The sequence below is a fragment of the Bacillus sp. AL-1R genome, from assembly GCF_052180195.1.
Classification (GTDB): domain Bacteria; phylum Bacillota; class Bacilli; order Bacillales; family Bacillaceae_G; genus Gottfriedia.
This window is the reverse complement of the sequence record NZ_CP197469.1, coordinates 2,562,569-2,583,609: the sequence shown is the minus strand read 5'-3', so window position 1 is coordinate 2,583,609 and position 21,041 is coordinate 2,562,569. Positions and strand designations below refer to the sequence as shown.

The 21,041-nt window shown below is 30.6% G+C and carries 23 protein-coding genes and 1 pseudogene; 22 read left to right on the top strand and 2 right to left on the bottom strand.

Going from position 1 to position 21,041, the window contains the following annotated elements; genetic code table 11:
- The first annotated feature begins 37 nt into the window (after positions 1 to 37).
- From uptA to ACSBO6_RS12100, 9 genes are all read left to right on the top strand, one after another.
- Positions 38 to 682 carry an undecaprenyl phosphate transporter UptA gene (uptA, locus tag ACSBO6_RS12140; RefSeq protein ID WP_498843438.1) on the top strand — a complete coding sequence of 215 codons (645 nt, stop codon included), beginning with the start codon at positions 38 to 40 and terminating at the stop codon, positions 680 to 682.
- A 69-nt stretch (positions 683 to 751) separates the two neighbouring features.
- On the top strand, positions 752 to 937 hold the full coding sequence (locus tag ACSBO6_RS12135) for a hypothetical protein (RefSeq protein ID WP_098846800.1): 186 nt from the start codon (positions 752 to 754) through the stop codon (positions 935 to 937).
- 176 nt (positions 938 to 1,113) lie between these two features.
- Entirely contained in the window at positions 1,114 to 2,055 is a 942-nt protein-coding gene (locus ACSBO6_RS12130) for a magnesium transporter CorA family protein (RefSeq protein ID WP_098846801.1), read from the top strand.
- 69 nt (positions 2,056 to 2,124) lie between these two features.
- Positions 2,125 to 3,006 carry a permease gene (locus ACSBO6_RS12125; protein ID WP_098846802.1) on the top strand — a complete coding sequence of 294 codons (882 nt, stop codon included), beginning with the start codon at positions 2,125 to 2,127 and terminating at the stop codon, positions 3,004 to 3,006.
- 12 nt (positions 3,007 to 3,018) lie between these two features.
- On the top strand, positions 3,019 to 3,891 hold the full coding sequence (locus tag ACSBO6_RS12120) for a TIGR03943 family putative permease subunit (RefSeq protein WP_098846803.1): 873 nt from the start codon (positions 3,019 to 3,021) through the stop codon (positions 3,889 to 3,891).
- A gap of 217 nt (positions 3,892 to 4,108) precedes the next feature.
- Positions 4,109 to 4,417 carry a hypothetical protein gene (locus ACSBO6_RS12115; RefSeq protein WP_498843437.1) on the top strand — a complete coding sequence of 103 codons (309 nt, stop codon included), beginning with the start codon at positions 4,109 to 4,111 and terminating at the stop codon, positions 4,415 to 4,417.
- 199 nt (positions 4,418 to 4,616) lie between these two features.
- Positions 4,617 to 5,744, top strand: a complete 1,128-nt coding sequence (gene spoIIP / locus ACSBO6_RS12110; RefSeq protein WP_286138350.1) for a stage II sporulation protein P — start codon at positions 4,617 to 4,619, stop codon at positions 5,742 to 5,744.
- A gap of 169 nt (positions 5,745 to 5,913) precedes the next feature.
- Positions 5,914 to 6,297 (top strand): DUF3888 domain-containing protein, encoded by a 384-nt coding sequence (locus ACSBO6_RS12105; protein ID WP_098846805.1) that lies wholly within the window; start codon positions 5,914 to 5,916, stop codon positions 6,295 to 6,297.
- A 143-nt stretch (positions 6,298 to 6,440) separates the two neighbouring features.
- Positions 6,441 to 7,211 (top strand): oxalate:formate antiporter, encoded by a 771-nt coding sequence (locus tag ACSBO6_RS12100; RefSeq protein WP_098846806.1) that lies wholly within the window; start codon positions 6,441 to 6,443, stop codon positions 7,209 to 7,211.
- A 151-nt stretch (positions 7,212 to 7,362) separates the two neighbouring features.
- On the opposite strand, the gene ACSBO6_RS12095 is transcribed toward ACSBO6_RS12100, so the two are convergent.
- Positions 7,363 to 7,713 carry a permease gene (locus ACSBO6_RS12095; RefSeq protein WP_098846807.1) on the bottom strand — a complete coding sequence of 117 codons (351 nt, stop codon included), beginning with the start codon at positions 7,711 to 7,713 and terminating at the stop codon, positions 7,363 to 7,365.
- Between the two features lie 183 nt (positions 7,714 to 7,896).
- Here ACSBO6_RS12095 and ACSBO6_RS12090 point away from each other — a divergent pair, with 183 nt between their 5' ends.
- From ACSBO6_RS12090 to ACSBO6_RS12080, 3 genes are all read left to right on the top strand, one after another.
- Positions 7,897 to 9,576: a formate--tetrahydrofolate ligase gene (locus ACSBO6_RS12090; RefSeq protein ID WP_498843436.1), complete on the top strand. Its 1,680-nt coding sequence runs from the start codon at positions 7,897 to 7,899 to the stop codon at positions 9,574 to 9,576.
- 333 nt (positions 9,577 to 9,909) lie between these two features.
- Positions 9,910 to 10,437: a hypothetical protein gene (locus tag ACSBO6_RS12085; RefSeq protein ID WP_098846809.1), complete on the top strand. Its 528-nt coding sequence runs from the start codon at positions 9,910 to 9,912 to the stop codon at positions 10,435 to 10,437.
- Entirely contained in the window at positions 10,438 to 11,670 is a 1,233-nt protein-coding gene (locus ACSBO6_RS12080) for a DEAD/DEAH box helicase (RefSeq protein WP_098846810.1), read from the top strand.
- A 37-nt stretch (positions 11,671 to 11,707) separates the two neighbouring features.
- Here ACSBO6_RS12080 and ACSBO6_RS12075 read toward each other — a convergent pair whose 3' ends face one another.
- Positions 11,708 to 12,652 (bottom strand): MBL fold metallo-hydrolase, encoded by a 945-nt coding sequence (locus ACSBO6_RS12075; RefSeq protein ID WP_498843435.1) that lies wholly within the window; start codon positions 12,650 to 12,652, stop codon positions 11,708 to 11,710.
- A 167-nt stretch (positions 12,653 to 12,819) separates the two neighbouring features.
- On the opposite strand from ACSBO6_RS12075, the gene ACSBO6_RS12070 reads away from it, so the two are divergent.
- The 10 genes and pseudogenes from ACSBO6_RS12070 to ACSBO6_RS12025 all read left to right on the top strand — a co-directional run bounded on the left by ACSBO6_RS12070 (position 12,820) and on the right by ACSBO6_RS12025 (position 20,931).
- Complete coding sequence (locus tag ACSBO6_RS12070) at positions 12,820 to 13,302, top strand: glutathione peroxidase (protein ID WP_098846812.1); 483 nt, start codon at positions 12,820 to 12,822, stop codon at positions 13,300 to 13,302.
- A gap of 490 nt (positions 13,303 to 13,792) precedes the next feature.
- The gene (locus ACSBO6_RS12065; protein WP_098846813.1) at positions 13,793 to 14,440 is read left to right on the top strand and encodes an HD domain-containing protein; all 648 of its coding nucleotides are present in this window, start codon (positions 13,793 to 13,795) and stop codon (positions 14,438 to 14,440) included.
- Positions 14,437 to 16,326: an ABC-F family ATP-binding cassette domain-containing protein gene (locus ACSBO6_RS12060; protein WP_498843434.1), complete on the top strand. Its 1,890-nt coding sequence runs from the start codon at positions 14,437 to 14,439 to the stop codon at positions 16,324 to 16,326. Before ACSBO6_RS12065 ends, ACSBO6_RS12060 begins: the two co-directional genes overlap by 4 nt.
- 164 nt (positions 16,327 to 16,490) lie before the next feature.
- Positions 16,491 to 16,880 (top strand): single-stranded DNA-binding protein, encoded by a 390-nt coding sequence (locus ACSBO6_RS12055; protein ID WP_180232960.1) that lies wholly within the window; start codon positions 16,491 to 16,493, stop codon positions 16,878 to 16,880.
- 55 nt (positions 16,881 to 16,935) lie between these two features.
- Positions 16,936 to 18,093, top strand: coding sequence for a conserved virulence factor C family protein (locus ACSBO6_RS12050; RefSeq protein ID WP_498843433.1), 1,158 nt, complete (start codon positions 16,936 to 16,938; stop codon positions 18,091 to 18,093).
- On the top strand, positions 18,090 to 18,518 hold the full coding sequence (locus ACSBO6_RS12045) for a BrxA/BrxB family bacilliredoxin (protein ID WP_098846817.1): 429 nt from the start codon (positions 18,090 to 18,092) through the stop codon (positions 18,516 to 18,518). The genes ACSBO6_RS12050 and ACSBO6_RS12045 overlap by 4 nt, the downstream gene beginning before the upstream one ends.
- A 42-nt stretch (positions 18,519 to 18,560) precedes the next feature.
- Entirely contained in the window at positions 18,561 to 19,346 is a 786-nt protein-coding gene (locus tag ACSBO6_RS12040; protein ID WP_498843432.1) for a class I SAM-dependent methyltransferase, read from the top strand.
- A gap of 35 nt (positions 19,347 to 19,381) precedes the next feature.
- A pseudogene (thyA, locus tag ACSBO6_RS12035) lies at positions 19,382 to 19,879 on the top strand (thymidylate synthase); the annotation flags it as partial.
- A gap of 273 nt (positions 19,880 to 20,152) precedes the next feature.
- The gene (gene thyA / locus ACSBO6_RS12030; protein ID WP_483295198.1) at positions 20,153 to 20,452 is read left to right on the top strand and encodes a thymidylate synthase; all 300 of its coding nucleotides are present in this window, start codon (positions 20,153 to 20,155) and stop codon (positions 20,450 to 20,452) included.
- A complete protein-coding gene (locus tag ACSBO6_RS12025) occupies positions 20,449 to 20,931 on the top strand; it encodes a dihydrofolate reductase (protein WP_098846819.1) in 483 nt (160 codons plus the stop codon). Before thyA (ACSBO6_RS12030) ends, ACSBO6_RS12025 begins: the two co-directional genes overlap by 4 nt.
- The last annotated feature ends 110 nt before the right edge of the window (positions 20,932 to 21,041 follow it).

The window sequence follows — 21,041 nt, the reverse complement described above, 5'->3', positions numbered from 1 at the left end:
TTAAGTATTTCTTTATTTTGACATATTTTATCTTCCTATGTATTATCATTGTAGTACAAGTTGTTTTCGAAAAGGGGGGATCCTATTGACAAATATTATACATAATATATTAGAATTTTTTGCATCATTAGGATATTTAGGAGTAGCATTAGGATTAATGATCGAAGTTATTCCGAGTGAGATTGTGTTAGCATATGCTGGTTATCTTGTAGCCGGTGGGCATATAAATTTTGTAGGTGCTGTAGTGGCAGGAGTGATCGGTGGAACGATTGCACAATTATTTTTATATTGGTTAGGTTATTATGGTGGACGTCCAATCATTGAAAAGTATGGAAAATATATTCTAATCAATAAGCATCACCTTGATTTAGCAGAAAAATGGTTCTCAAAATATGGTGTAGGCGTAGTGTTTACAGCTCGCTTTATTCCAGTTGTTAGACATGCCATTTCCATTCCGGCGGGATTAGCAAAGATGCCAATTGGTAAATTTACACTTTATTCAATTCTTGCAATTATTCCTTGGTCGATCCTATTTATTAAAATAGGTGAGAAGTTAGGCAAAAACTGGGAAACTGCAAAAGAAGTTTTAGCTCCATACACCCCAATGCTAATCATTATAGCCATCGCTTTATTTGTTGTATATTTTTTAATAAAAAAATTAGTTGCAAAAGGTAGAAAATAAAATTAATATGATTTTTTTTGCGTTATATTACATATAATATGATAAATTTCAATTGGAAGGATGAATTTTATGTATTCTATGTCGTATGATGCATTAAAATCTAATCTATCAAATACGCTTTCAAATGTTCAAAATCAATTGAATACCGAAGATTATTCATTACATACAAAAGAACAATTACAAAGTCAGTTAGAAGTTTATCAGTACATTGATGAATTAAGCGATATGCATTATTTCTATAAAAGCGGGTATTAAAAAATAGGTCACTATAAGTGGCCTTTTTCTTTATTTATGAATAGTATAAATGCTTACTAAAATAGCGTTTTATTATTAGAAATTGCACATTCTTTTTAATAAAGGTTGAAACATATATGAATGTTTCGTATGCTATTATAGTGTAGTTTTTGTTTTAGAATTAGAGGTGAATTAAGATGCTAAATTTTTATCTTTCAGATGCACAAGGGAAACTAAATCAAGTCGATGCTATTGAGAAAGGTTGTTGGATTAATGCGATTAATCCTACAGAACAAGAAATTCAATATTTAGTTCAAAAATTAGACTTGGATTTAGATTTTATTAAAGACCCACTTGATGATGAAGAACGATCAAGGATAGAGGTTGAAGGGGAACACACTCTAATTATTGTTGATATTCCAATTGTTGCTCATGATGATAATGGGCATACAATTTTTGATACAATACCAATCGGGATGATTATTTCATCCAGTACTTTTGTTACGATCTGTTTAAGTGAAAATCCAATCTTTGAACGATTTATTTATCAAAAAGTAAAAGGATTTTTTACGTTTAAAAAGACTAGATTTGCACTTCAACTATTGCATACGACATCATCATATTATTTACGATATCTTAAACAAATTAATCGAAAAACAAATGAAATTGAAGTTGAATTACATCAATCTACAAGAAATCAAGAGTTATTTACAATGCTGAATCTTGAAAAAAGTCTTGTTTATTTTACAACTTCACTTAAATCGAATAAAATCGTCATGCAAAAAATTCTCAAAGGGAATATTTTAAAAATGTATGAAGATGATGAAGATTTATTAGAAGATGTCATTATCGAAAATAAACAAGCAATTGAGATGGCAGAAGTTTATAGCAATATCTTAAGTGGAATGATGAATACATTTGCTTCAGTTATCTCAAATAACTTAAATATTGTCATGAAATTTTTAACTTCTATTACAATTATTTTATCAATCCCAACAATGGTTTCAAGTTTTTATGGGATGAACGTTGATAAAATACCATTAGCAAATATACCACATGCCTTTCCAATCGTAATTGGTATATCTGCAATTTTATCAACAACAATTGCTCTAATATTTTGGAAAAAAAGGTACTTTTAACTCACAAAGCCGCCGGTCATTCGGAGGTTTTGTGAGTTTTCATTTTTAAAAGTACATGGGAGAGAAATTATGGGAACAAATTTTTATCATTCGTTTTTACAAATGAATACGATTTTTATTTCAATTGTAGTAGAGGCATTGCCATTTATTTTAATTGGTGTTTTCATTTCGGGGATTATTCAAATATTTATTACTGAAGAAATGTTATATAAATTAATACCAAAGAATAGATTTAAAGCAGTATTGGTTGCTATTTTATTGGGATTCATTTTCCCAGGATGTGAGTGCGGAATTGTACCAATTGTAAGTAGGTTGATAAAAAAAGGTGTACCACACTATGTAGCGGTCGCGTTCATGCTAACAGGGCCAATCATTAACCCAATTGTACTGTTTGCAACATTTATTGCATTCGGTAATAATATTGAAATGGTTATTTATCGTGCTGGAGCTGCTATGATAATTGCTTATATTATTGGTATCGTATTATCCTATTTAAAAATTGAGAATCCATTAAAACACGATTTAGTTACAATTCCAGTTGATCATTCAATACCTACTAGGAAAAAATTATGGAGTGTTTGTGTACATGCTATAGAAGAATTTTTCTCTATGGGTAAATTTTTAATTTTAGGTGCATTCATTGCAGCATTCGTACAAACATTTATTCCAACTTCGATGTTAATGCATATTGGTAATGGACAAGTTACTAGTATTCTAGTAATGATGGCATTAGCCTTTATTTTATCTCTTTGTTCTGAGGCTGATGCATTCGTAGCATCTTCATTTCAAAGTACGTTTTCTTTAAACTCTATTGTTGCGTTTATGGTTATTGGTCCAATGATCGATATAAAAAATACATTAATGTTATTCCAACATTTCAAAAGTAGATATGTGTTCATTATTATTGGTTTAGTAATTGTATTAACGTTTTTCACAACATTATTCATTTAAGGGAGAATCAATATGGCAAGAGCGTATGTACTATTAGGATTTACCTTTTTTTTAATGCAATTGCATATTCAAGGTACGATTTCAAAATATATTAATATGAAATACTCTTATTTATCTCTGACAGCTGGGATATTATTTGCATTTTTAACTTTAATTCAAGTCATTCATACTTTAAGAACGAGTCACGATGAAGATGAACAACATAGACATGAACATGGCCATAGTTGTGATCATACTTGTGCACATGGACATGTTCATAAAGAAGCAAAAGGTTTTAAAAAGTTTTTAAATGGTCTAGTTTTTATTTTTCCATTGTTTACAGGAATATTTTTACCTGTTGCAACATTGGACTCAACGATTGTACAAGCAAAAGGGTTTCATTTCCCCGTTTCAGAACCGGGTAATAATGATCCTTTTATGCAAAGGCAATATTTAAAACCTGATTTAAGTGTATATTATGGGCAAGAAGGATATCAAAAATTAATAAAACAAGAATCTAAAGACTATATAAATAAAAAAAGCATTGTCCTAAATGATTATGACTTTCTAAAAGGAATGGAAGTTTTATACGATGAGCCTGGAAAATATTTAGGAAAGGAATTGACTTATAAAGGCTTTATTTATCATGAAAAAGGGTTGAAAAAAAATCAAGTTTTCTTATTTAGATTTGGAATCATTCACTGTGTTGCCGATTCTGGTGTATATGGTGTACTAATTGAATTGCCTGATGGTCAAACATATAAAAATGATCAATGGATTGAAGTTACTGGTAATATACAACAAATGTACTATCAACCATTTAAAGTAAATATTCCTTATTTAGACGTCACTAAAATGAAGGAAATTCAACCACCAAAAGATGAATATGTTTACCGTAATAAGTAAAATGAGCCTAATTGGCTCATTTTTTTTTACTTATAGGATAAACAACTAAGAAATACGTATAAAAAAGACTGCTTTTAAAATTTCATTTACCGAAATTAAATAATAATAGAAAAATAATCTAAAAAAACTTGTTCATATCTAGACATGTACACATTCAATATCTAAATTTCTACGTATGTTATAAATGTACAATAAATAATTATAGAGGTGTTCTTAAATGTGGGGATTTTGTGGTTGCAATCGTAGAAGAGTAGAAAGAGAAGAGGTATCTCCAGCTAGAGATACGAGAGAGTGGGTTGAAGTTCGTAAACCTTGTAATGAATGTAAGGGTGAAAGAGTAATGGCTGAAGTTGAACCAGCTATGACTGAGCGCAAAAGTTGTGGATGTGGAAGAAACAGAAGAAGATCAAATAATAATACAATGGTATCACCTGCAGAAAGCAACTTCTGTGAAAGACAATTAGAAGCAGTAAGAAATGGTTGCGTGGTAAATCCGTTTACTAACTTTAGTCGTTGCAATAGATAAATTAAGATTGAAGAATCTTAATTTGATCTTTACAATATACGAACAATTTTGTTAAGAGGTGTCTATAGGGACATCTCTTTTTTAATTTTTTATTTCATCAATCTCTTATATTAAGTCGCTGTAGTTAATTTTCTTGAAATGAATATTTTTTCATTCTATTTTAAAGGGCTTGTACATACGTTTTATTAGAGGTGATTTAATGAGACAATCAATCTATATAAAATCTATTAATCTTAAACGTGTAACGGCAAGTGTCTTTGTAGGCATTGTCTTATTATTTTTGTTAGCGAGTTTATTTGTGACATCAATGAAAAATACGAAATCATATTATGTACATCAATGGTTCGAAAAAATGAGCTATGAAGGGTTTATTAAAGCGTTTGAATATGAAAACGGTCATTTTCGGTCAGGTGACGATTCGAATAAAAATGGACAACCTATCGCTAATATTCTTTTTTCATTTATTACCAATATTAGACTGTACGATCCAAAAAGTTTATTAGTACATGAAATATCAAGCATGACAAAATTTGAAAATAATATTTTAGTTGCTGGAGAAGGAATTGATTTTACGAATCTTCCTATAGAATCAAGCTTAACACTCGATGAGATTAACCAAGATCCAACTGTTAAAGACCCAGTTAATGAACCAATTAAAAATCCAACGAATCCACCATCAAAGACTACAAATGGAAAAGATGTCTTTTTTATTTACCACACACATAGCTGGGAATCATTTTTACCATTAATCCCTGGTGCAAAATCGCCAAATCAAGCTTCTTCTCCAAAAGTAAATGTAAGTTTATTAGGAGAACGATTGAAAAAGAATTTAGAAGCAAATGGAATCGGTGCGATTGACGATAAAACAAATATTGGAGCTGAATTAACGAAAAGAAATTGGAATTGGGGAAGTTCATATAAAATGTCTAGATTGGTAGTACAAGATGCGCTTAATCAAGATCGGAATTTAAATTATCTTATTGACATACATCGTGATGATCAAAGAAAAAATGTGACGACTACTGAAATTAATGGACAAAAATACGCAAAGCTATACTTTATTGTTGGAGTAGAAAACAAAAATTATAGAAAAAACTTAGCGTTAGCTAAAGAGTTAAATAGCGAAATTATGAAATTTAACAAAGGTTTAACAAGAGGAATATTTAGTAAAAACTATAAACAAGGAAACGGCGTTTATAACCAAGATTTATCACCACACTCAATATTAATCGAAGTAGGTGGAGTCGATAATACATTACCTGAACTTTATCGAACAATTGACTTACTCTCTGATATATTGACTAAATATTATTGGGATCATCAATAGTGTAGCTAATAAAGGAGACCGAGAAAAGGAAAAACTTTTCATGGTCTTTTTTTTCTTATTCCTTAAAATCCCAATTCCTAGTTCATTTAAACTCTATTTCATAACCCTCAGTAAATTGTAAAGAATAGATACTAATAATTAGTAAAAACATCAAGATGGAGGATTAGTAATGAAACGAGGAGTTATTATTATACTATTAATGTGCTTAATTGCGACGGCGAAACCGGTAAATACTTTTGCAGTACAAAATGAAGTTCTAGAAGATGCAGTATTATCGATCTTATTTCCTACAATAAATAAACGATTATATAAAATGTTCGGGCCAGGAGAACAATATAATTGTGCGGCACTAACAAATCTAAAAAAGAAATATAAAGGTACATATGTATTTGAAGCAACAATTCAATTAGTAGCATACAAACAAGAGCAACAACCACCTTACACTCTTGTTAAATTTAATTTTACTAATGATGACGGAGAATGGAGTATTCGCTCTGTGACAAAAGAACCGATCCAAACTAAAACGACTTCTTTATGCAGACCGCCTGTATAACAAAACTTGTCAGATTGAACATGCAGATATTGGAAAAAAGTGTAAAAAACATTGGGTAAAAAGAACTGAATTTAGCATTTTTGATGATAAATTTTGTATAAAGTATGATATGATAAAGAAAAAAATTAAAGGTGGCAATATCGTTGGCGGGAATTGATTCAATAAAGGAGATTATCTATATTTATGGTGATAACCATAATCATTGCTTTATAACATCTGGTATTAATTATAAAGAGTTTGTTCAAGGACTTCCTTTTCCTCTTCAAAACATTCTTTTGCTAAAACACGATATTCAATGGTCCGAATTTAATTTAAATTCATCTTTTTATTATGTTGAAAGAGAAGATATTAATCAATTTATATTAGAACATAGCGAACATGACGACCTTTGTTGGATCGACTTTGAAGAATTAGCAGATTTAGATGAGTTAGAACCGAAAGAAATTGCAGAATTATTGTATCTTGCTCATAAAAAAGAACCATTACAAAAACCTTTTATACCAAGATTAAACAATTCATTTGCATACATGAACATAAGTGATGGAATGTATCAAAAAGTATATTATAAACGAACTAATGACTTTATTTTTATGCTTTGTAATGTCATATCATATAAAATTACACAACTTCAAAGAAGAAGTTTAAATATATTTAATCGTTCAAAACAAATTAATCCAATCAATATTAAATTAATGTTGACATTATACCCTTTAATGGAGGATGGATTAATCATTGATCTAAGTGAAAGAGTTGAAAATAGAAAGGTAATTGAAATCCCTATTTTCCGAGTTGATTTTTATTCTGGCGTAGATGAAATTTTAGAAAATGTTGAAGAATATCGTGAGCTCACAAATCAAATTGCTAATTTAACTTATTCAAAGAAAGATGATGAATGGTCTGTCGTTCACATTTAAAGATAAAAACTAATTATCTTTCGATTAAAGATGATGAATGAAGAAGTATAAAAATGGACCTTTAAAGGTGTTTTCAGGTACAGATGAATTATAAAAATTCTCTATTCTGAAAGGGCCCTTAAAGGTCTTTTTTGTTTTATTCATTTTATTGTTAAAGAATTGCACTTAAGACAATTAATAAATTATAGAAAATAGTTACGATAACAGAAAATAATCCAAATCCAATTGCGGTATATCCTAAAGTGGAATGACCTTTCGTTACAGAATATATTCCAAGTGCAATACCAACGATCCCAAATAAAACAGGCATTAAAAATAACGAAAATAGTGAAAAAAATAGAGCTACGTATCCAATAATAATTCCTGCATGAGATTTATCTGAAGTTGTTTCCGAATAAAACACATTCCTTGTGGGATAAAACTCTGCACTATATTCTTCATTTTGATCCTTTGGTAAATTGTGATTACGATTATGTTCTTTCTGCTTTTTATGGCGATACATATCATTACACTCCTTTCTTTTAATGCCTTATCTTTAGTATGTTACTTTGCATTCCGTTGATAAGTAGAAAGTATTAGTAATTTTAAATGATATGATTGAAGAATTTCGAATTTTTGAAAATGAATTATTATTAAAATTGTGCTATAATTTTGATTATAATGAAGTGCAATTGGAGATGAGTAAATGGGTCAAGTTAAGTCAGATTTAGAAATTGCTTTTGAATCAAAAATGAAAAAAATAAACGAAATCGCAGATCATTTAAATCTTTTTGAAGAAGAAGTTGAAAACTATGGGCATTATAAAGCTAAATTATCTTTATCAATTTTAGACCGTTTAAATGAAAATGAAGATGGTAAATTAATCTTAGTAACTTCAATCAATCCAACGCCTGCTGGTGAAGGTAAATCAACGGTCACAGTTGGGCTTGCACAAGCTTTCCATAAAATTGGCAAAAATGCAATCGTTGCATTGCGTGAACCTTCATTAGGACCAACAATGGGTGTAAAAGGCGGTGCAACTGGAGGAGGCTATTCTCAAGTTTTACCTATGGATGACATTAATTTACATTTTAACGGTGATATCCATGCTATTACGACAACAAATAATGCATTAGCAGCATTTATTGATAATCATATCCATCAAGGAAATGAACTTGAAATTGATGTACGTAGAATTACTTGGAAAAGAGTAGTCGATTTAAATGATCGTGCTTTAAGAAATGTCGTGGTTGGTTTAGGTGGTCCATCTGGAGGGGTTCCAAGAGAAGATGGGTTTGATATTACAGTTGCTTCTGAGATCATGGCAGTGCTTTGTTTAGCGACATCAATCCAAGACTTAAAAGAAAGACTTAAACGAATTGTTGTTGCCTATACTATACATAAAACACCAGTAACTGTTGGTGATTTAAAAGTTGAAGGTGCTTTAGCGTTATTACTTAAAGACGCAATTAAACCTAATCTTGTTCAAACGATTGAACACACACCAGCAATTATTCATGGTGGTCCTTTTGCTAATATTGCTCATGGTTGTAACAGTGTGATTGCAACTAAAATGGCGATGAAATTAGGGGAATATGTTATAACGGAAGCTGGTTTTGGGGCAGATTTAGGAGCGGAAAAATTCTTAAATATTAAAACTAGAGCTTTAGGTGTTACACCTGATGCAGTTGTGATTGTTGCAACAATTAGAGCATTAAAAATGCATGGTGGAGTAAATAAAAATGAATTGTCTAATGAAAACGTTTTAGCAGTTAAAGATGGCATTCAAAACCTTGAAAAGCATGTAGAAACAGTTCGCAAATTTAATGTGCCTGTTGTTGTCGCAATTAATAAATTTATTTCTGACACAGAAGAAGAAATAAGCGTATTAAAACAATGGGGACAAGACAATGGAATTGAAATAGTCTTAACAGAAGTTTGGGAACATGGTGGTAAAGGTGGCGTACAACTAGCTGAATCACTTGTTAATATGCTAAAAAATCCTAAAGAAAAATTTAATTATTTATATGAACTATCTGATTCAATTGAAAATAAAATCGAAAAAATCGCAAAAGAAGTATATGGTGCAGACGGAGTAAATATTTCTCCAAAAGCAAAAAAACAAATTTTGGAATTTAATGAAAATGGTTGGGGTAACTTACCTATTTGTATGGCAAAATCTCAATATTCTTTATCAGACCAACCAAGTTTAGTTGGAAGACCATCTGGATTTAAAGTAGAAATAAGAGAACTTAAAGCTTCCGTTGGTGCAGGTTTCATTGTTGCTCTTACTGGTAACGTAATGACAATGCCAGGTTTACCGAAAAAACCAGCTGCATTAAATATGGATGTAGATGAGTTAGGTCAACCAAAAGGATTATTTTAAATATACTTACTAACTCATACTGAAAAATTTATACTCGCATTTAATGCGAGTTTTTTCAGTGTGAGTTAGTGTTTTTTAGGAGAAATTAATAAATGCTTTTATGACAAGTGCAATTTTAGCTATAATATTCTTATTTGGTCTTTATTTTCATGGAAATACTTCTTTTTGAATTTTAGAAGTAGTGGATTAAAATCAAAATTAAATAAAAATTGATCCGATAAAATTTAATCAAATGCTTTTTTATCGGATTTTTTGTGTGTAGTTCGTTTATTATGATACATTAGTGAAAATAAGCGAACTTTAAGAAAACCATCGATTAAAGGAGTTTATAAAATGTTTGATCCAACCGCTTTTGATAATATGAAGGTAATAATAGAAGGACTTATATATGACAAAGATTTAGACGGAGAATATGAAATCGTCGATCGAAATGACTTTGTTAATCTTTCCAAAATGGACCGATTATTTTCAATACAATTTAAAAAATTAAACAAGTCGAACAGGACAACAACTTGCACATTTTCAATGCGTACAACAGCTAGTGAATTATATAATGAATTAATTAATGGAAATACTGAAGTAGGAAGTTATATAGAAATTGAATTTACATTTCCTAAACTAGTAGAAATCGAGATCATTCAAAGAAGTTTAGTTTTATTTCAAAATAAGACAAATGAACAATTCACTCCATTTTATAACATTAAACAATCTATTTTAGATAAAAATACAATAGAATCGTCAATAAATATAAAATTTCAAAATAAAATGACTGAAGATGACTTCGATCTAATAGAAGAATTGGTACATATTACAGAAATAATGTTACAATGGTACGATGAGCAAATATTAAAGGAGATTTAAATGGAACATTTTCAATTACAAGAACAAACAATCTTAAAAATAAAGGCAAATAATATTACGAAATGGACAGCGGTTCAAGAGGAAGCAATCCCTGCAATTTTAGATGGGAACGATGTCATAGCACAATCTCCGACAGGTACTGGTAAGACTCTTGCATATGTTTTACCTTTAATTAATAAGATTGATGAAAAGGAAGAAAATCCACAAATTATCATTATGGCTCCTACTCGGGAACTTGTAATGCAAATTTTTCAAGTAGTTTTAGACTATACACAAAATACAAATATAAAGGCTGCTTCAATTGTTGGTGGAGCTGATATAAAACGTCAAATTGAAAAATTAAAACAGAAGCCTAAAATTATTGTTGGATCACCCGGGCGAATCTCACAATTAATTAAACAGAAAAAATTAAAAATGCATTGTGTTAAGACAATCGTTTTTGATGAAGTAGATGAATTAATTAAAACGGACGATCAAAAAGATTTACCACAAATTGTCAAAGCAACAATGAAAGACCGCCAACTATTATTCTTTTCTGCAACCATCACAAAAGAGGCAATGCAATTTGCAAAGGAAACAAGTTCAAATCTAAAAGAAATTTCGATTGAACAAAGCTTAGAAGGAAATATAATCCATGGGTTTATTCCTTGTGAAGAAAGGGAGAAGCTGGAAATACTTAGAAGAATTGGTTCTGTTCAAAATATGAAAGCAATCGTATTTAGTAATGAACCATTTAAACTTGAAGGATATGCTTCTAAATTAAATTTTAGAGGAATTAAAACGGCGGTTCTGCATTCAAAACTAGGTAAAATGGAAAGAAGTAAAGTTTTAAAGGATCTTCAAATTGGAAAAACAACGTTACTATTTTCAACAGATGTAGCAGCAAGAGGAATTGACCTACAAGAGTTACCTTATGTCATCACACTTGACGTACCAGAAAAAGTTGAACAATATACTCACAGAAGTGGTCGTGTTGGAAGAATGGGTAAACAAGGTACGGTCATAAACTTAGTCACACCTCGAGAGAAAAAGAATTTATTTAGCTTAAGAGGGACGCAAAAATTGTTTTTTGAACAGTTAATGGTTTCACACGGTGAAATACAAAAAGTCGAAATAAAAGAAAAACAACCAAACGAAAATAAATCAAAAGAAAAAAGTACAAAACAAGTTTCAAATCAAAATAAAAAACCTGTTTCAAGTAAAAATAAACCAGTAAAAAAATATAAAAAATAATAAAAACTTCAGCCAATTGGCTGAAGTTTTTAATTTGTTAATTTTTATCCATTGCCAGTACTAACCCCATCGCTGAAACTTCCAGATCTAACTTAATAATCTGGAAAACTGGATGATTTTCATCAATATTCTTATTTTGAAGATCTTTTTTTACATCATTATATAATGCTTCTGACAGAATCCTGCTTTTTTCATAAAAAGATTTTTCTTTGTTTTTTTCTATCGTTGAAGAAGTTAATTTTATAAAACGATCTAAATATAGTTTTAAAGACTCATATACAAATTTCGTATCGCTAGTTAATCCATAATGACCGAAGCAAATAGCATCCGGATGAAAATCTTGGATTTTTCTTGATGAACTTAACGTTGCTTCGTATGAAAATTGATTAGGTGATGTTGATGGTAAAATAAACGTACCGATTTCCTTTTGAAGCTGTGGATAATATATACCTAATGTATCTCCTGTAAACATAAATTTACTAGAAGAATCGAAAATTGAAATATGATGATTAGCATGACCTGGAGTATGTAAAAATGTTAGTTTACGATTTTTACCTATAACAAGCTCCTCACCATCGGCTACTTGATAAATTTTAGTAGCGTCTATTGGCAGAATTGGATTAAATAAACGATCAAAATCATCACCATAAACTTGCTTTGCACTTGCAATTAATTTTGTCGGATCTTCTAGATGTCGAGCTCCCTTTGGATGGACAAAAAGAGTGGCATTTGGACATTTTTCCATAAGTAGGCCTGCTCCACCTGAATGATCTAAATGAATATGCGTTACGATAACATTTTTAATTCTGTCTAATGAAATTTGTAGCTCTTTTAAACCTTGTAATAAATAATCGTGGGAAGGGGTAGCACTTGTTTCAATGATTGTAATATCTTCATCTAATATAATATAGCTACCCGTTCGTTCTTGAAGCGATAAATCATATAAATCAATCAAATATGTATTAAATCCTAAATCTTGCACAGTCTTACCTCCATTCTTTTGTTAAAAGGTGAAGAAGTTTGTTTAATTTAACTATAATTTAAATATTAATAGGTTTGAAGGTTTTTTTCAAAATATAGTTATTAGAATAGACTTTTTGATGGAAAATAATTACTATTAACAGTATAAGGAAGTAGGAGGAATGTGAAATGAGTATTTATGATTTTAAAGTCAAAGATAGCAAGGGCGAAGATGTATCTCTCTCAAAATATAAAGATAAAGTGATAATTGTTGTAAATACTGCAAGTGCATGTGGATATACTCCTCAATATAAAGATTTACAAGCTTTATATGAAGAATATAAAGAAGATGGATTAGAAATTCTTGGGTTTCCATGTAATCAATTTATGAATCAAGAACCAGGTTCAAATGAAGAAATTCAAAGCTTTTGTGAGTTGAACTTTGGTGTAACCTTTCCTATATTCGGAAAAATTGATGTAAATGGTGAGAAAGCAGATCCATTATTTAAATATTTAAGCTCAGAAGCTCCTGGTATTATGGGCTTAAAATCAATAAAATGGAATTTTACTAAATTTATTATTGATAAAAATGGTGAAGTCATTGAACGATTTGCTCCTCAAACAAATCCTCAAGAGATGAGAGCAACAATTGAGAAATTATTAAAAGCTTAAGAATCTTTTTTTCATAAATACCTAAATAGAATTTATCAATTAAATCTTGATAAGTAAGTTGTGTCTCAGTGATTTCCACTACAGGTTGCTCGCTTTCCATGGGGCGAGATTCTTTAGCCTCCTTAGCGTTGCCCTTGCGGGGTCTCAGCCTTCCCGCATCTCCCGTAGGAGTCGAGCAACCTTTCGTTCCAATCAAGTTCTTGATGGAAAATAATAATCTTAAAAACATTAGAATACTCAATTGAACGAATGAATTAAACATATTCTTCAACATCAAATTGAATTTAATGGTGACAAAATATACAACTTTGTAAATATAGATTGTAAAACAGAATATATTTTTAATTGTGACTACAATAAATATCAACAATCTGAAACCTTCACAAAAAGTGAAGGTTTTTTTGTAAATTAATCACTACTTTACCTATAAATGTTTTACGGTGATAGAAAAATGATATAATATCACTAGTCGATTTATGGAGGTACGAGTATGAATCAACAGGAAATCATATTACAATTAGAAAATTATGTTCGAAATCTTCATCAAGGTGATAGTTCTGGCCATGACTGGTATCATATTGATCGAGTTAGAAACTTAGCTGTACATATTGCTCAAAAAGAAAATGCAAATCAATTTATCGTAGAATGTGCTGCATTAGTACACGATGTCATAGATGATAAATTACATGATGATCTTGAAGCTCAAAAAATTCAATTAGAATCTGTTCTAAATGAATTATTAAATAGCAATGAAGACGTAAACGCAGTCATGTATATAATTGAAAATATCTCCTTTAAAGGAGGAAATGGGGTTATTCCAACCTCTTTAGAAGGTAAAATTGTACAAGATGCTGATCGCTTGGATGCAATCGGAGCAATTGGGGTTGCGAGAACATTTGCTTACGGGGGTAAAAAAGGTCGTAGTATGTTTAACCCAGAATTTAAAATAAGAGAAAACATGACGATCGAAGAATATAGAAGTGACAAAAGTTCCTCTTTACATCACTTCTATGAAAAAATATTGAAACTAAAAGACTTAATGAATACAAATACAGCATTAGAATTGGCAGAAGAAAGACATCTATTTGTAGAAAAATTCATCGATCAATTTATGAAAGAGTGGAATTTTAAAATATGAAGATTTTAAGTGTAGAGAATTTAATTAAAACTTACGGGGAAAAAACTTTATTCGATAAAATTTCATTTACCGTAAGCGAAGGACAGAAAATTGGATTACTAGGTATAAATGGGACTGGTAAATCAAGTTTATTAAAAATTATTGCTGGTGTCGAATCAGCTGATGAAGGAAAAATTACGACTCCAAAAGATTATGTAATAAGTTATTTGCCTCAACATGAAGATTTTGATAAAAAGCAAACGATTCTTGAAGCGGTATTTGAGAGTGACGATAAAGTAATGGTTTTAGTAAAATCATATGAAAAAACATTACAAGCACTTGGAGAAGATCCATCTAATCAAGGATTACAAAATGAATTACTAAAATTACAAGGTGAAATGGATTCATTAAATGGTTGGGATTTAGAAGCAAATGCTAAGACCATTTTATCGAAATTAGGTTTATCGAATTTAAATTTAGATGTTTCATTACTTTCAGGTGGTCAGAAAAAAAGAGTAGCCTTAGCAAAAGCATTAATCCATCCATGTGATTTATTAATTTTAGATGAGCCTACGAACCATTTAGACTATGAATGCATCGTATTTTTACAAGAATACATAAAAAGACTACAAAACGCAGTATTATTTGTAACGCATGATCGTTATTTCTTAGATGAAGTTACTACAGCCTTATTAGAGCTATCTAATAGTAATATTTATCGCTATGAAGGAAACTATCAGTATTATATTGAACAAAGAGCTGCTCGAGAAGAGCAAGAGGCAGCTACTAATGAAAAAAGAAACAATTTATTTAGAAGAGAATTAGCTTGGATGCGCAGAGGGGCAAAAGCTAGAACAACTAAACAAAAAGCTCGTATTCAACGATTTGATGAGCTTTCAGGAAAACTCAATAATCAAGAAAAAGTTGAATTAGAATTGAACTTTCAACAAACTCGTTTAGGTAAGAAAGTTGTTGAATTTATAAATGTAAATAAGTCTTTTAATGATAAAAAAATATTAGATAATTTTAACTTACTTTTACTCCAAACTGATCGTATCGGCATAATTGGTGAAAACGGTGCAGGTAAAACAACTTTATTGAAAATGCTTGTTGGAGAAGAAAAAGTTGATTCTGGTGAAATTGAAATAGGGCAAACAGTTAAAGTTGCGTACTATACACAAATTCAAGAAAATGTGAATCCAACTATGCGAATGATTGATTATATTAAGGAAGAAGCAGAAGTCATTCATACACCAGATGGAAAGACAATATCAGCTTCACAAATGCTTGAAACATTCTTATTCCCTTCTCAAATGCACGGAGTACAATTAGGAAAACTTTCAGGTGGCGAAAAAAGAAGACTTTATTTATTAAGACTCTTAATGACTGCTCCAAATTTATTATTACTTGATGAGCCAACAAACGATTTAGATATTGATACGTTAACGGTTTTAGAAGACTATATTGAGAATTTTAGTGGAGTAGTAGTTACCGTATCACATGATCGTTATTTCTTAGATAAAGTGACAAATAAATTATTAATTTTTGAAGGTGAAGGGAAAATTTCATCTACATTAGAAAGCTACACTGATTATTTAGAACGACAATCTAGTGAAAAACGTGAAGTTGAAGTTGTAAAAGAGACAATTGAGAAACCAGTTTATCAAAAAGAGCAAAAGAAAAAGCGATTAACTTATCAAGAACAAAAAGAATGGGATTCTATTGAATCTGATATTGAAAAACTGGAAAATGAAATTGAGCAACTAAATGAAAAATTACAAGGTGTAGGTTCTAATTTTGATGAAGCTTATAAACTTTCAAAAGAGATCGAGGAAAAAGAAGCTCAACTAGAACAGAAAATGGAGCGTTGGTCTGTTTTAAGTGATTTAGTTGAAAGTTTAAAGTAGTTTATTAATTTTGAGTTTTGGCATACGATGTCATCTTACTACTTGAGTTTTTTTCTCTCATAATGAACTTTTATAAATAAATGTTTACATAAATTACTATTTTCCTCTTTTTACGAACTTACAATAATTTTGTATTGTAGAAAAAAATAAAGGAGATGGTAAGAATGATAAATAATGTTGTATTAGTAGGAAGATTAACGAAAGAGCCAATTTTACAAACTACACCGAATGGTAGGAAAACAACTTTTATTAATATTGCTACGAATGTTTATTCAGATTACTTGAAAAAAACTAGAACGAATTATGTATCTGTTAGATTATGGGGCCCTATCGCTGAATACGCTTCAAAAAAAGCAAAAAAAGGGATGGAAGTATCTATTGAAGGTATTATAAAAACTTCAAGTTATGTAAAGGAATCAGAAAAGCCTATTTATGTGACGGAAATAAAAGTGGAGAAATTTCACCTATTTACTCGTCGATCTGAAGAGTTAACTCACAACGCATTCGAATCTAGTACAAATGACTTTGAAGAATTCGTTAAAGCATTACAATAGTGAGTTTTTCCTCTTTTTGATAGAATGGACTAAATAACAAGAAGAGGAGATTAATATGAAAATTAAGTCTATCGAACCTACACCTAGCCCTAATACAATGAAAGTGTTATTAGACGAGGAATTGCCATCAGGAAGTAGAAATCATTATTCTATTGATAATATTGAGAAGGCACCATTAATAATTCAAGAAATATTAGGAATAGAAGGAATCAAAAGTGTCTATCACGTAGCAGATTTCATTGCTATTGATCGTAAGTCAAATGCAAATTGGCAAACCATTTTGCTTCAAGTCAGAAATGTATTTGGTGAAGAAATAAATGATGAAGCTACTAATGAAACGATCATTGATAACCATTTTGGAGAGGTACAAGTATTTGTTCAAATGTATCATAATATACCAATGCAATTGAAATTAATTGTAAATGGTGAAGAACAAAGAGCAGCTCTACCTCCATTCTATAAAGAAGCAATTATGAAACTAACAACATCGGCATCAAATGTTGTATTTGAAAGACAGTGGATTGATTATGGAATTCGTTATGGTGAATTAGCAACAATTGAGAAAGAAATTATTGATGAATTAACGGCTACTCACACTGAAAACGATATTAAGAATATCGTGAACGAAGTAATGACGAATGATGTATCTAATGATGAGAAAAAAGAAGTACCTAAATTTGAACCTTTTACGGCAGATATTTTTGAAGAAAAAGATTGGAAAAAAAGATATGCAAGATTTGTTAAAATTGATCCTACGATTGAAGATTTACCTTTACTAGCAATCGCCTTAAAAGATGAACATGTTTCAATAAGAAGATTGGCTACAGCTTATTTAGGTATGTTAAAATCAAAATTAGTGTTACCTTATTTATATGAGGCTTTAAAAGATAAGGCAGTCGGTGTAAGACGAATTGCTGGAGATTGTTTATCAGACTTAGGATTTGAAGAAGCAATGCCTGCCATGATTGAAGCTTTAAAAGATCCTAGTAAATTAGTTAGATGGCGTGCAGCAATGTTTCTTTTTGAACTAGGTGATGAAAGTGCAATTCCAGCATTAAAAGCTGCATTAGAAGATCCAGAATTCGAAGTGAAATTACAAGTTCAGCTTGCTTTACATCGAATTGAAAATGGAGAGGAAGCACTAGGTTCAGTTTGGAAACAAATGACTGAACGTAATAAAATAGAAAATGATAAAGGAGAAACAAACGAATGAATGCATATGATGAGTACATGAAAGGGATCGTAAAGCCAATGAGAGAGGAATTAACCTCAAATGGTTTTACAGAATTAACTACTGCAGAAGAGGTTGAGTCATTTATGAATGAATTAAATGATACAGCTTTTTTTGTAATCAATTCAGTATGTGGTTGTGCTGCTGGACTTGCTAGACCTTCTGCAGTTCAAGCTGTTAATGAATCAGAGAAAAAACCTGCAAATGTTATGACAGTATTTGCTGGACAAGATAAAGACGCTACTGCAAAGTTAAGAGAATATTTAGCTGACTTCCCACCTTCTTCACCATCAATGGCAGTATTTAAAGGTAAAGAAGTAGTAGGATTTATTCCTCGTGAGCAAATCGAAGGGTCAACTCCTGAAGATATTAAAGCAAGAATTCTATCGATATTTGCACAAATGTAAAAAAGAGGATACTTCCTCTTTTTTTCTTAATTAAGGAGACATATGATTATTACAACTTGCTTAAGGCCAGATGTTTATTTAGAAAAGGAAGCAGAGAGCATTGCTTCAGACTTAAATGGACAGCTAATCCTCCGGAAAGAATGTAGCATTGAAGAAATCTATGATAAATTTAAAAGTCCTATACTTGTTTTAGGTAAAAATAGATTAGAATGGTATGAGGATGATCGAGCAATTCCATATTTTTTTCACCCAAACTCCTCAGTTTTTAGAATTAGACGATTGATGAAGGGGGAACTTGACCCATTTTGTGACGCTTGTTTATTAACAAAAGGCGATTCTCTACTAGACTGTACTCTTGGAATGGCTTCAGATAGTATTGTTGCAAGTTACGTTGTAGGCGATAAAGGTAAAGTTGTAGGCTTGGAGAAAAATGAAATTATTGCTTACTTAACTAAAAGAGGATTAAAAACAAATAAACAAAACATTTTAGATTGGTCGAATATCATTAACAAAATTGAAGTGAAAAATATAGATTATAAAACTTATTTGAAGTCACTTCCTGATCAATCTTTTGATATTGTTTATTTTGATCCGATGTTTGAAAGAAATATCGAAGCTTCTTCGGGTATTGCAGCATTGAAAAATTTAGCATCATATGATGACCTAACACATGAAGTAATCACCCAAGCTAAGCGTATTGCTAAAAAAAGAGTAGTGTTGAAAGATCATTTTAGAAGTGAAAGATTTAAAAAATATGGATTTAATCAATTAATTCGAAAATCATCAGAATTTCATTTTGGCTATATTGAAATAAATAAAGAGGATTAATTAAGAATTTAAAATACATAATTAGGAGGTCAGGTATGAAACAATACTTAGATTTATGTAAACACGTATTAGACAATGGCATGACAAAAACAGACCGGACTGGAACAGGAACAATTAGTACATTCGGTTATCAAATGCGATTTAATCTTCAAGATGGCTTCCCTTTAGTAACAACTAAGAAAGTTCATTTAAAATCAATCATCCATGAATTATTATGGTTTTTAAAAGGCGACACGAATATTCAATATTTAAAGGAAAATGGTGTTCGTATTTGGAATGAGTGGGCAGATGAAAATGGTAATTTGGGACCTGTATATGGTAAACAATGGAGATCATGGAAGACTTGTGACGGCTCAACAATTGATCAAATTACAGAAGTTATTAATCAAATAAAAACGAATCCAGATTCTCGAAGATTGATTGTTTCTGCGTGGAATGTTGGAGAACTTGATAAGATGGCTTTAGCGCCATGTCATTGTTTTTTCCAGTTCTATGTAAATGATGGGAAACTTTCTTGTCAGCTTTATCAGCGTTAATTCTGAGCGCCTTTACAGAGTAATCTGTACCGAAAACCTTGCTAAACGGGGAAACTCTTAAATAAAGACAATCCCGTGCTAAATTTATTCTTATGTGACGAAAAGAATAATAAATGCCTAACGACTATCCATTTATGGAGTAGGGTGCAAGTGATTGGCACCCGAAATGCAAGGGACCTTTATGAGGTCGTGATATAGTCTCATCTGCATGGTGACATGTAGCAGTTCTTTTTAAGAACGGGCCAAGTGTAACGAACTTGGTTGAAGATCTTGTCAGCTGACATTTTTTTAGGAGTACCGTTTAATATCGCATCTTATGCACTATTAACAATGATGATTGCTCAAGTATGTGATTTAGAATTAGGTGATTTTGTACATACATTTGGTGATGCACATATCTATACAAATCATCTTGAACAAATTAAATTACAACTTACTAGAGAACCACATAAATTACCAAAAATGAAGTTAAATACTGACATTAAAAACATTTTTGATTTTAAATTTGAGGATTTTACATTAGAAGATTATGAATGTCATCCTGCGATCAAAGGGGTAGTAAGTGTATGATTGCTGCACTAGTTGCGATGTCAGAAAACAATGTAATCGGCTTAAATAACCAAATGCCTTGGCATCTTCCACAAGAGCTTGCTTACTTTAAAAAAGTAACAACTGGGTATACAATTATTATGGGAAGAAAAACGTTTGATTCGATTGGCAGACCGCTTCCAAACCGTGAAAACATCGTTGTGACAAGACAAAAGGATTTTCATGCAGAAGGTGTTACAGTCATAAATGATGTAGTAAGTTATATAGAAGAAAATAAACATAAAGATTTATTTATAATAGGTGGAGCTGAAATTTTTAAGTTAACATTCCCATATTTAGATACACTTTATATAACTGAAATTGAACATAACTTTGAAGGCGACACTTTCTTTCCGAATTTTTCAAAAGAAGATTGGACTATTAAATCTGTTTCGGATGTACAAGTCGATGAAAAATCAAAAATTAAATATAGATATTTTGTTTATGAAAAAAAGTGTTGACATCTTGAATTAGAGATATTATTATGAGATTAAGGGATTTGGTTATCCCTTAATTTTAAAATATAAATCTCGAATTAAAGATAATTAAAACTGAGGGGAAGATGTTTAAG

What these genes read in the sequence shown, in the direction of transcription:
- ACSBO6_RS12080 (WP_098846810.1), top strand. Translation starts at nt 10,438, where the DNA reads ATGGAACATTTTCAATTACAAGAACAAACAATCTTAAAAATAAAGGCA.
- spoIIP (WP_286138350.1), top strand. Translation starts at nt 4,617, where the DNA reads ATGAGACAATCAATCTATATAAAATCTATTAATCTTAAACGTGTAACG.
- ACSBO6_RS12045 (WP_098846817.1), top strand. Translation starts at nt 18,090, where the DNA reads ATGAATGCATATGATGAGTACATGAAAGGGATCGTAAAGCCAATGAGA.
- ACSBO6_RS12070 (WP_098846812.1), top strand. Translation starts at nt 12,820, where the DNA reads ATGAGTATTTATGATTTTAAAGTCAAAGATAGCAAGGGCGAAGATGTA.
- ACSBO6_RS12065 (WP_098846813.1), top strand. Translation starts at nt 13,793, where the DNA reads ATGAATCAACAGGAAATCATATTACAATTAGAAAATTATGTTCGAAAT.
- ACSBO6_RS12060 (WP_498843434.1), top strand. Translation starts at nt 14,437, where the DNA reads ATGAAGATTTTAAGTGTAGAGAATTTAATTAAAACTTACGGGGAAAAA.
- ACSBO6_RS12120 (WP_098846803.1), top strand. Translation starts at nt 3,019, where the DNA reads ATGGCAAGAGCGTATGTACTATTAGGATTTACCTTTTTTTTAATGCAA.
- ACSBO6_RS12025 (WP_098846819.1), top strand. Translation starts at nt 20,449, where the DNA reads ATGATTGCTGCACTAGTTGCGATGTCAGAAAACAATGTAATCGGCTTA.
- ACSBO6_RS12040 (WP_498843432.1), top strand. Translation starts at nt 18,561, where the DNA reads ATGATTATTACAACTTGCTTAAGGCCAGATGTTTATTTAGAAAAGGAA.
- ACSBO6_RS12095 (WP_098846807.1), bottom strand. Translation starts at nt 7,713, where the DNA reads ATGTATCGCCATAAAAAGCAGAAAGAACATAATCGTAATCACAATTTA.
- ACSBO6_RS12055 (WP_180232960.1), top strand. Translation starts at nt 16,491, where the DNA reads ATGATAAATAATGTTGTATTAGTAGGAAGATTAACGAAAGAGCCAATT.
- ACSBO6_RS12130 (WP_098846801.1), top strand. Translation starts at nt 1,114, where the DNA reads ATGCTAAATTTTTATCTTTCAGATGCACAAGGGAAACTAAATCAAGTC.
- uptA (WP_498843438.1), top strand. Translation starts at nt 38, where the DNA reads ATGTATTATCATTGTAGTACAAGTTGTTTTCGAAAAGGGGGGATCCTA.
- ACSBO6_RS12125 (WP_098846802.1), top strand. Translation starts at nt 2,125, where the DNA reads ATGGGAACAAATTTTTATCATTCGTTTTTACAAATGAATACGATTTTT.
- ACSBO6_RS12090 (WP_498843436.1), top strand. Translation starts at nt 7,897, where the DNA reads ATGGGTCAAGTTAAGTCAGATTTAGAAATTGCTTTTGAATCAAAAATG.
- ACSBO6_RS12050 (WP_498843433.1), top strand. Translation starts at nt 16,936, where the DNA reads ATGAAAATTAAGTCTATCGAACCTACACCTAGCCCTAATACAATGAAA.
- ACSBO6_RS12105 (WP_098846805.1), top strand. Translation starts at nt 5,914, where the DNA reads ATGAAACGAGGAGTTATTATTATACTATTAATGTGCTTAATTGCGACG.
- ACSBO6_RS12135 (WP_098846800.1), top strand. Translation starts at nt 752, where the DNA reads ATGTATTCTATGTCGTATGATGCATTAAAATCTAATCTATCAAATACG.
- ACSBO6_RS12085 (WP_098846809.1), top strand. Translation starts at nt 9,910, where the DNA reads ATGTTTGATCCAACCGCTTTTGATAATATGAAGGTAATAATAGAAGGA.
- ACSBO6_RS12115 (WP_498843437.1), top strand. Translation starts at nt 4,109, where the DNA reads ATGTGGGGATTTTGTGGTTGCAATCGTAGAAGAGTAGAAAGAGAAGAG.